Raw genomic sequence first — 8,824 nt, forward strand, 5'->3', positions numbered from 1 at the left:
GTGGTTCGGGCGCTTCTTCCGGCGCCGCTTCTTATAGCAGTTCGATGGCCACGGCGGTGCCTTCACCGCCGCCGATGCACAGCGTGGCCACGCCGCGCTTCTTGCCGCGCGCCTTCAGCGCGTGGATCAGCGTGACCATGATGCGCGCACCGCTGGCGCCGATCGGGTGGCCCAGCGCGCAGGCGCCGCCGTTCACGTTGACGATGTCGTGCGACACGCCCAGCTCATGCATCAGCGCCATCGGCACCACGGCGAAGGCTTCGTTCACTTCCCAGAGGTCGACGTCCTTGACGGTCCAGCCGGTCTTCTTGAACAGCTTCTCCACGGCACCGACCGGCGCGGTCGAAAACCACTCGGGCTGCTGCGCGTGCGTGGCGTGGCCGATAAGGCGCGCCAGCGGCTTGGCGCCGATCTTCTTCGCGTGCGACTCGGTCATCATGACCAGCGCGGCGGCGCCGTCGTTGATCGACGAGCTCGATGCGGCGGTAATGGTGCCGTTCTCTTTCTTGAACGCGGGCTTGAGCGTGGGGATCTTGTCGAGCTTGACCTTGCCCGGGCCTTCATCGATGGAGATGACGGTGTCGCCGCCACGGCCCTTCACGGTGACAGGCGCGATCTCGTCCTTGAAGGCGCCGGATTCGGTGGCGGCCTTGGCGCGCTGCACGCTGGCGATCGCGAAGGCGTCCTGCTGCTCGCGCGTGAAGTTGTACTTGGCGGCGCAGTCTTCGCCGAAAGTGCCCATGGAGCGGCCCGGCTGGTAGGCGTCTTCGAGGCCGTCGAGCATCATGTGGTCATAGATCTTGTCGTGGCCCATGCGGTAGCCGCCACGGCCCTTGAGCATGAGGTAGGGCGCGTTGGTCATGCTTTCCATGCCGCCCGCGACGATGACGTCGTGCGTGCCGGCCAGCAGCAGGTCGTGCGCAAGCATCGCGGCCTTCATGGCCGAACCGCACATCTTGCTGAGCGTGACGGCGCCCGCGCTGTCGGGCAAGCCGCCCTTGTAGGCCGCCTGGCGCGCCGGCGCCTGGCCCTGGCCGGCCATCAGGCAGTTGCCGAACAGCACTTCGCCCACGCTCTCGGGCGCAACGCCGGCGCGCTCGACGGCGGCCTTGATCGCGGCGCCGCCGAGGTCATGCGCGGAAAGGGACGAGAAATCGCTCTGGAAGCTGCCCATGGGGGTGCGGGCGGCGCCGACGATGACGATGGATTCGGACATGAAGGTCTCCTTCGGAAGTGTGAAAGTGGAAGCGGCCGGCACCGGCCGCTGCAATCGGATCGAAACTCGGGAACTCAAAAATGGGTCGCGTGCCCTTCGTGCTGGAAGCGCTGCGATTCTTCGTACGGGAACACGTCCAGCATCTGCCCGGCCTGGATGCGTTCCTTGTGGTGCTGCCAGAAGGCGGCGTCGAGCAGGTCGGCGTGATGCGCCATGAAGGCGGCGCGCACGTCCTTGTTGCCGAGCAGGAAGGGCTCGAAGGTCTCGGGGAAGACGTCCTTCGGGCCGACCGAGTACCAGACCTCGCCGCTCATCTCTTCTTCCTCGTTGCGCGGCGCGGGGACCTTGCGGAACTTGCAGTCGGTGACGTATTCGATCTCGTCGTAGTCGTAAAACACGACCTTGCCGCCGCGCGTGACGCCGAAATTCTTCCACAGCATGTCGCCTGGGAAGATGTTGGCGGCCACCATGTCCTTGATCGCATTGCCGTACTCGACGACCGCATGCTCCAGCTGGTCTTTCGCGCGGCGGGCCTGCGCCGGGCTCTCGGGGTGGGCGAGCGTGTCGAAGGCTTCCTGCAGGTAGATGTTCAGCGGGATCATGCGGCGCTCGATGTAGACGTGCTTGAGCACGGCCTCCATTTCCCCGTTGCCGTCGCGGTCGCCGATCTCGAGCTGGCTGGGCGCGAATTTGCGGATCTCGTCGATGAGCTCGGGCTCGAAGCGGTCGAGCGGAAAACCGACGTTGCTGTACTCGAGCGTGTCGGCCATGCGACCCACGCGGTCGTGCTGCTTCACGAGCATGTACTTGCCCTTGATCTGCTCGCGCGTGGTGTCTTTCTGCGGCGGGTAGTAGTCCTTGATGACCTTGAACACGAACGGGAACGACGGCAGGTCGAACACCAGCATGACCATGCCCTTGATGCCGGGCGCAATGCGAAAGCGGTCGCTCGAGTAGTTCAGGTGCGAAAGAAAGTCGCGGTAGAACAGCGTCTTGCCCTGCTTGGCCAGGCCCAGCGCGTTGTAGATCTCGGCGCGCGGCTTGCGCGGCATGAGCGAGCGCAGGAACTGCACCCAGGCCGAGGGCACCTCCATGTCGACCATGAAGTAGGCGCGCGCAAAGCTGAACAGCATCTGCAGGTCGTCTTCGCCGAACAGCGCTGCGTCGATGTAGAACTTGCCGTGGGCGTCGTGCAGGATCGGCAGCGAGAACGGAATCTCGGTGAAGCCGTTCATGATCTTGCCGACCACGTACGCCCCCTTGTTCCGGTAGAACAAGCCAGACAGCACCTGCAGCTGGAAGTTGGCGCGCAGCTTGACCTGGTGGAAGCGGTTCAGGATGACGTGCGCCACGCGCTCGGCGTCGCGCCGCTTGTTGGCGTAGCCACCCAGCAGCGCGAAGTCATCGAGCATCTGCTCGATGGTGTCGGCCAGCGTGTCGTGCGTGGGGTAGTACGGCCGGTAGGTGGGCGCGCCGCGCGGCTCGATGTACTCGGTGCTGATGGCCGGGCGAACGAAGATGAAGTCGTTCTGGAAGTAGGCCCGGTGCAGGATCTTCGTGGTGACCGAGTTGAAGAAGCTCTCGGCCAGCTCGGGCTGGTGGTGGTTCACCAGCAGCCCGATGAAGTGCAGCTTGACCTGGTGCCAGACCTCCATGGGCTGGTCGCCGGCCTTGAACTCCTTCTCAAGGCGGGCCACCGCCTCGTTCACGCGCAGGTCGTAGAACTCGATGCGCTCGCGCTGCGCGCGCTGCTGGCCGTGCCAGTCGGCGGTCTCGAAGCGGTGCTTGGCACGCGCCGACTCGGCGCGAAACAACCGGTAGTGCCGGTTGAACCCGTCGATCATCGCCTTCGCGATGTCATAGGCCAGCGGCGAATCGAGGCGCTGCGGGAACATGACGGCGAACGGCGGTGACGAAAGAAGAAGCTCAGGCGGCCGGCGTCTCGGTGCCGCTGTCGCCGGCCAGCGCCGCCGGCGTGCTCCACTTGTAGCGGATGCGCTGGACCACGGCCTTGTACTGCGGTTCGAGCGGCTTGGTGCCGTCGACGCTCAGGCCCTGGTCCTGCAGCAGGCCGTCGTGCACGCCGAAGGTCCAGCCGTGGATCGTGACCTTCTGGCCACGGCTCCAGGCGTCGACCATCACCGTGCTGACGGCCACGTTGACCACCTGCTCGGCCACGTTGAGTTCGCACAGCGCGTCGGCACGCACGTCCTCGGGCAGGCTGTCGAGCATCACGTGGTGGCGGTCGCGCACGTCCTGGATGTGGCGGATCCAGTTGTCGGCCAGGCCGATGCGGGTGCCGTTGAGCGCGGCCTTCACGCCGGCGCAGCCGTAGTGGCCGACCACCATGATGTGCTCGACCTTCAGGTGCTCGACCGCGAACTGGATCGCCGAGAGCGCGTTGAGGTCGGAGTGCACCACGATGTTGGCGACGTTGCGGTGCACGAACACCTCACCGGGTTCGAGGCCGGTGATCTGGTTGGCGGGCACGCGGCTGTCGGAGCAGCCGATCCACATGTAGCGCGGCGTCTGCTGCTTGACAAGGCCGGTGAAGAAGCCGGGCCGGTCACGCTCCATCTGGGCGGACCAGGCACGGTTGTGGGCAAAGAGGTCGTCGAGGTTGTCGGAGGGCATGGTGGTCTATTGTCGGTGAGTCGTTGTGTCGGGGGTGCTTTCGCCGTCCGAGGCGGCCTTGGCAGCCTTGTGTGCCCTGACCAACGTGGCGCGGCCCTTTTTCTCGTGCTCGCGCACTTCGGCGAGGTTGGCCTGCAATTCGGCCATCTGCGCCTCGAGCTGCGCCCGGTGGGCACCGAGCACGCCGAGGAATTTCTCCAGCTGCGGCACGGTGTCGCGCGGGCTGTCGTACATGTCCAGGATGTCCTTGGCCTCGACCAGCGTCAGGCCCAGGCGCTTGGCGCGCAGCGTGAGCGTGAGCCGCGCCCGGTCGCGCGCGCTGTACACGCGCTGCAGCCCGGCCCGCGCCGGTGACAGCAGGCCCATGTCTTCATAGAAGCGGATGGCGCGCGTCGTGAGGTCGAACTCCTTCGCGAGCTGGCTGATGGTGAAGGTCTGCGCGGGCATGGGCGGCAAGGGTTGCGGGGGCGACAGCAGGTTGGCGGCGCATTCTCTACAATGAAGCCTCAACCCATGACGTTTACGTAAACGTCAATCATACATGAACCTCCTCGAACGCGAACTCCATTACCCCCTGGGCGACACCCTGCCCGCCGCCGGCGAAGCACTGGAAGTCGCGCCCGGCGTGCGCTGGATCCGCATGCGGCTGCCCTTTGCGCTGGACCACATCAACCTCTGGCTGCTGCGCGACACCTTCAACGGCGTCGAGGGCTGGACCGTGGTCGACTGCTGCATCGCGCACGACGAAGCCCGCGCGCAGTGGGAGCAGATCTTCGAGACCCAGCTGCAGGGCCTGCCGATCCTGCGCGTGATCGTGACCCACATGCACCCTGACCACATCGGCCTGGCCGACTGGCTGTGCAAGCGCTGGAACGCGCCGCTGTGGATCAGCGCCACCGACTACCACGTGGCGCGCGTGCTGTGCACCGCCGGCGACACCCTCGCGGGTGGCGATGCGGCGGCCGACTTCTTCGCCTCGCACGGGCTGACCAACCCCGAGTCCATCGCCAAGATCCGCGCGCGCACCAGCTACTACACCAACATGGTGCCCGCGGTGCCCGAACGCTACGTGCGCATGATGGACTGCGACATCGTCACCATCGGCGGGCGCAAGTGGCGCTGCATCAGCGGCTACGGCCACGCGCCCGAGCACATCGCGCTGCACTGCGACGAGCCGAAGCTGCTGCTGGGCGGCGACATGATGCTGCCGCGCATCTCGACCAACGTGAGCGTGCATGCGGGCGAGCCTGAAGCCAATTCGCTGCGCCTGTTCCTGGACAGCATCGACAAGTTCAAGGCCCTGCCGGCCGACACGCTGGGCCTGCCCTCGCACGGCAAGCCCTTCACCGGCATTCACCGCCGCGTCGACCAGCTGCAGGAGCACCACCGCGACCGCCTGGCCGAGCTGCTCGAAGCCTGCCTTGCGCGCCCGATCACGGCGTCGGAAGGGCTGCCGATCCTCTTCAAGCGCGAACTCGACCTGCACCAGATCACCTTCGCGATGGGCGAGACGGTGGCCCACCTGCACCTGCTGTGGTTCTCGGGCCAGGTGAAGCGCACGCTCGATGCCGACGGCATCTACCGCTTCGGCGCAGCCTGAGCCCCCCGGCTTTTCACTTCGCTTCGCTGCGCGTAACTCCACCCCCCGAGGGGGAGGCGCGGCTCGCCTTGGGGCGGCCCGGCGGCGGCCGCATAGACTCCCGGACATGACAATGTCGAACACGCTGGCTGAGCTGCGCGCCGGCCGGCTGGCCGGCGCACGACGACTGGACCTCTCGTGCGGACTCACCGAGTTCCCGCGCGAGATCTTCGCGCTCGCCGACACCCTCGAAACACTGAACCTCACGGGCAATGCGCTCAGCGCGCTGCCCGACGACCTCGGCCGGCTGCACCAGCTGCGCGTGCTGTTCTGCTCCGACAACCGCTTCACCAAGCTGCCGGCGTCCATCGGCCAGTGCCGCAACCTCGACATCGTGGGCTTCAAGGCCAACCGCATCGCCCACGTGCCGGCCGACGCGCTGCCGCCCTCGCTGCGCTGGCTGATCCTGACCGACAACGCCATCGAAGTGTTGCCCGACACGCTCGGCGACTGCATCCGCATGCAGAAGCTGATGCTGGCCGGCAACCGCCTGCGCGCCCTGCCGCCGTCGGTGGCCCGCTGCCGGCAGCTCGAGCTGCTGCGCCTGTCGGCCAACCGTTTCGAGGCGTTGCCCGACTGGCTGCACACCCTGCCGCGCCTGGCCTGGCTGGCCTGCGCGGGCAATCCCTTCGACACGCAGGCCGAAGACGCAGCCATCGACGCGCCCACCGTGCCGCACGTCGACTGGCGCGACCTGACCCTCGGCCCGAAGCTCGGTGAAGGCGCTTCGGGCGTGATCCACCGCGCCACGCTGGCCACATCCGAAAGCGCCGTGTTGCCCGTGGCCGTCAAGCTGTTCAAGGGCGCCGTCACCAGCGACGGCTGGCCGCACAGCGAGATGGCGGCCTGCATCGCGGCCGGCGCGCACCCGACGCTGATCGCCGCGCAGAGCCGCATCGACGGCCATCCCGATGGCACCGAGGGCTTGGTGATGGCACTGGTGCCACCGTCGTTCCGCACCCTGGCCGGGCCGCCGAGCCTGGCGTCGTGCACCCGCGACGTCTACACCGACGACGCGCGCTGGTCCACGGCCACAGCCCTGCGCATCGCACGCGACATCGCAGCGGCCATGGCGCACCTGCATGCGCGCGGCCTGCTGCACGGCGACCTGTATGCCCACAACATCCTGTGGCACCCGCAGGACGGCGGACGGCTCGGCGACTTCGGCGCGGCCTGGATGACCGCCGAGCTCGACCCCGCACAGGCGAAAGCCCTGCAGGGCGTGGAAATGCGTGCCTTCGGTTGCCTGCTCGAGGAGTTGGCCGAACGCTGCGACGATGCGGTCGCATCGCCCTCGCCCCTTCTGACCGCACTCGCGGCGCGCTGCCTGCAGCCCGAGGTGGCGGCACGGCCCTCGTTCGCCGAGGTGCTGTCGGTGCTGGACGCATCCGCGCCATGACGAGCCCCCGCTTCCCCGTTCCCATGCCCACGCGCGACGGCGTGAGCCCGAGCTGCGTCGCGCTGCCGTACGGCCATTGGCCGACCATCGCCGACTTCCTCGTCGAACGCTTCCCCGCCATCTCGCGCGAGGCCTGGCTCTCGCGCATTGAAGCGAACGACGTGTGCGACGAGCACGGCGTCCCCATCACCGCCACGCGGCGCTATGAGTCGCCGCTGCGCGTGTACTACTACCGCGCGCTCGACGCCGAGACACCCATCCCTTTCGAGGAACTGGTGCTGCACCAGGACGACGACCTCGTGGTGGTCGACAAGCCGCCCTTCGTGCCCGTCACGCCCACCGGCAAGTACGTGCAGCAAAGCCTGCTGGTGCGCCTGAAACGCAAGCTCGGCCTGGACGACCTCGTGCCGCTGCACCGCATCGACCGCAACACCTCCGGGCTGGTGCTGTTCTCGGTGCGCCGCGAGACGCGCGGCCTCTACCAGGCAATGTTCCCCGAGCGGCGCATCGACAAGCACTACGAGGCCGTCGTGCCGTGGCACGAGGGCGTGTCGTCCGTGCCCGCCGTCTACCGCAGCCGGCTGGAGGACGACGAACACTTCATGCGCATGCGCGAAGCGCCCGGCGAGCCGAACGCCGAGACCCGCATCGTGCTGCGGGAGGCCCGCGACGGCCACGCCCTGCTGGAGCTCTCGCCCGTCACCGGCCGCAAGCACCAGCTGCGCGTGCATTGCCTGGCACTGGGCCTGCCGATCGTGAACGACCCGTTCTATCCCACGCTGCTGCCCGCGGGGAATGACGACTTCGACAAGCCCCTGCAGCTGCTGGCCCGGTCGCTGTCGTTCGTCGACCCGCTGAGCGGCGCCCTTCGCACCTTCGAGAGCCCCCGCCGGCTGGCCCTGCCTGCCGCCTAGGTGACGCAGCGCGGGCGGATCGCGCACTAAGCTTTCTCCTGACGGGAATTCGCCTTCCCTTCCCTCTTCCACCACTCAGGAGACAACCGCACATGGACACCACCCAACTCTTCTCGCTGAAGGGCCGCAGCGCCTTGATCACCGGCGGCTCACGCGGCATCGGCCGCATGATCGCCGAGGGCTTCCTGGCCCAGGGCGCACGCGTGTACATCTCGGCGCGCAAGGCCGCGGCCTGCGATCAGACGGCGAAGGAGCTGTCGGCTTTCGGGCATTGCGTGTCGTTGCCGGCGGACGTGTCGACTGTCGAAGGCGCGCAGGCGCTGGTCGATGCCTATGCGAAGCATGAAGGGTCGCTGGACATCCTGGTCAACAACGCGGGGGCGGCCTGGGGGGCGCCTTATGACGAGTTTCCCGAGAGCGGCTGGGACAAGGTGGTCGACCTGAACCTGAAGACGCCGTTCTTCCTCACCAAGGCGCTGACGCCGATGCTCAAGAAGGCTGCGACGGATCGTCTGTCGAAGGTGATCAACATTGCTTCTATTGACGGGATCTCTGTGAATCCGCAGGAGACGTATTCCTACGCTGCCAGCAAGGCGGGGTTGATCCAGCTGACGCGGCGGATGGCGCTGCGACTGGCGCAGGACCGGATCGTGGTCAGTGCGATTGCGCCTGGGGCGTTTGCTTCGGATATGAACAAGGATGCGCGGGATCACGGGGATGAGGTGAAGGGGCGGATTCCTGCTGGACGTATCGGCACTCCCGAAGATATGGCTGGGGCGGCTATCTATCTAGCCTCGCGCGCGGGCGACTACGTGATGGGTTCGACGCTCGTGGTGGACGGCGGGGTTACGCACGCTCGTTGAGTTTTGGGCTCTCGGGGGCGGTTGAGTTCCGGGGCCGGGTCTCGGCCCGGCGGCCGACCTACTTTTCTTTGCTTCGCCAAAGAAACGTAGGCAAAAGAAAGGCGACCCTGCTGTCTGCGTCCCTCCGCTTCGCTGCGGGCAACCTGCGGTGCTCGCATT

General features: G+C 67.1%; 8 protein-coding genes. 4 read left to right on the top strand and 4 right to left on the bottom strand.

Annotated features, from left to right (window positions below):
• Positions 1 to 31 precede the first annotated feature (31 nt).
• The 4 genes from D3H34_RS05910 to D3H34_RS05925 form a co-directional block, all read right to left on the bottom strand.
• Positions 32 to 1,216, bottom strand: a complete 1,185-nt coding sequence (locus D3H34_RS05910) for an acetyl-CoA C-acyltransferase (RefSeq protein WP_119552494.1) — start codon at positions 1,214 to 1,216, stop codon at positions 32 to 34.
• A gap of 74 nt (positions 1,217 to 1,290) precedes the next feature.
• Positions 1,291 to 3,111 carry a bifunctional isocitrate dehydrogenase kinase/phosphatase gene (gene aceK, locus D3H34_RS05915; protein WP_119552495.1) on the bottom strand — a complete coding sequence of 607 codons (1,821 nt, stop codon included), beginning with the start codon at positions 3,109 to 3,111 and terminating at the stop codon, positions 1,291 to 1,293.
• A 31-nt stretch (positions 3,112 to 3,142) separates the two neighbouring features.
• Positions 3,143 to 3,850, bottom strand: coding sequence for a carbonate dehydratase (gene can / locus D3H34_RS05920; RefSeq protein ID WP_119552496.1), 708 nt, complete (start codon positions 3,848 to 3,850; stop codon positions 3,143 to 3,145).
• A 6-nt stretch (positions 3,851 to 3,856) separates the two neighbouring features.
• Positions 3,857 to 4,297, bottom strand: coding sequence for a MerR family transcriptional regulator (locus tag D3H34_RS05925; RefSeq protein ID WP_119552521.1), 441 nt, complete (start codon positions 4,295 to 4,297; stop codon positions 3,857 to 3,859).
• A 94-nt stretch (positions 4,298 to 4,391) separates the two neighbouring features.
• On the opposite strand from D3H34_RS05925, the gene D3H34_RS05930 reads away from it, so the two are divergent.
• The 4 genes from D3H34_RS05930 to D3H34_RS05945 all read left to right on the top strand — a co-directional run bounded on the left by D3H34_RS05930 (position 4,392) and on the right by D3H34_RS05945 (position 8,665).
• Positions 4,392 to 5,450: an MBL fold metallo-hydrolase gene (locus D3H34_RS05930; RefSeq protein WP_119552497.1), complete on the top strand. Its 1,059-nt coding sequence runs from the start codon at positions 4,392 to 4,394 to the stop codon at positions 5,448 to 5,450.
• 112 nt (positions 5,451 to 5,562) lie between these two features.
• Positions 5,563 to 6,888 (top strand): leucine-rich repeat-containing protein kinase family protein, encoded by a 1,326-nt coding sequence (locus tag D3H34_RS05935; RefSeq protein ID WP_119552498.1) that lies wholly within the window; start codon positions 5,563 to 5,565, stop codon positions 6,886 to 6,888.
• Positions 6,885 to 7,802: a pseudouridine synthase gene (locus D3H34_RS05940; RefSeq protein ID WP_119552499.1), complete on the top strand. Its 918-nt coding sequence runs from the start codon at positions 6,885 to 6,887 to the stop codon at positions 7,800 to 7,802. The genes D3H34_RS05935 and D3H34_RS05940 overlap by 4 nt, the downstream gene beginning before the upstream one ends.
• Before the next feature lie 92 nt (positions 7,803 to 7,894).
• Complete coding sequence (locus tag D3H34_RS05945; protein WP_119552500.1) at positions 7,895 to 8,665, top strand: SDR family oxidoreductase; 771 nt, start codon at positions 7,895 to 7,897, stop codon at positions 8,663 to 8,665.
• Positions 8,666 to 8,824: the final 159 nt, after the last annotated feature.

The sequence above is a fragment of the Acidovorax cavernicola genome, from assembly GCF_003581445.1.

Excerpts from the sequence above, each read along its gene's own strand:
- D3H34_RS05910 (WP_119552494.1), bottom strand. The coding sequence starts at position 1,216 with ATGTCCGAATCCATCGTCATCGTCGGCGCCGCCCGCACCCCCATGGGC.
- D3H34_RS05930 (WP_119552497.1), top strand. The coding sequence starts at position 4,392 with ATGAACCTCCTCGAACGCGAACTCCATTACCCCCTGGGCGACACCCTG.
- D3H34_RS05945 (WP_119552500.1), top strand. The coding sequence starts at position 7,895 with ATGGACACCACCCAACTCTTCTCGCTGAAGGGCCGCAGCGCCTTGATC.
- D3H34_RS05925 (WP_119552521.1), bottom strand. The coding sequence starts at position 4,297 with ATGCCCGCGCAGACCTTCACCATCAGCCAGCTCGCGAAGGAGTTCGAC.
- aceK (WP_119552495.1), bottom strand. The coding sequence starts at position 3,111 with ATGTTCCCGCAGCGCCTCGATTCGCCGCTGGCCTATGACATCGCGAAG.
- can (WP_119552496.1), bottom strand. The coding sequence starts at position 3,850 with ATGCCCTCCGACAACCTCGACGACCTCTTTGCCCACAACCGTGCCTGG.
- D3H34_RS05935 (WP_119552498.1), top strand. The coding sequence starts at position 5,563 with ATGTCGAACACGCTGGCTGAGCTGCGCGCCGGCCGGCTGGCCGGCGCA.
- D3H34_RS05940 (WP_119552499.1), top strand. The coding sequence starts at position 6,885 with ATGACGAGCCCCCGCTTCCCCGTTCCCATGCCCACGCGCGACGGCGTG.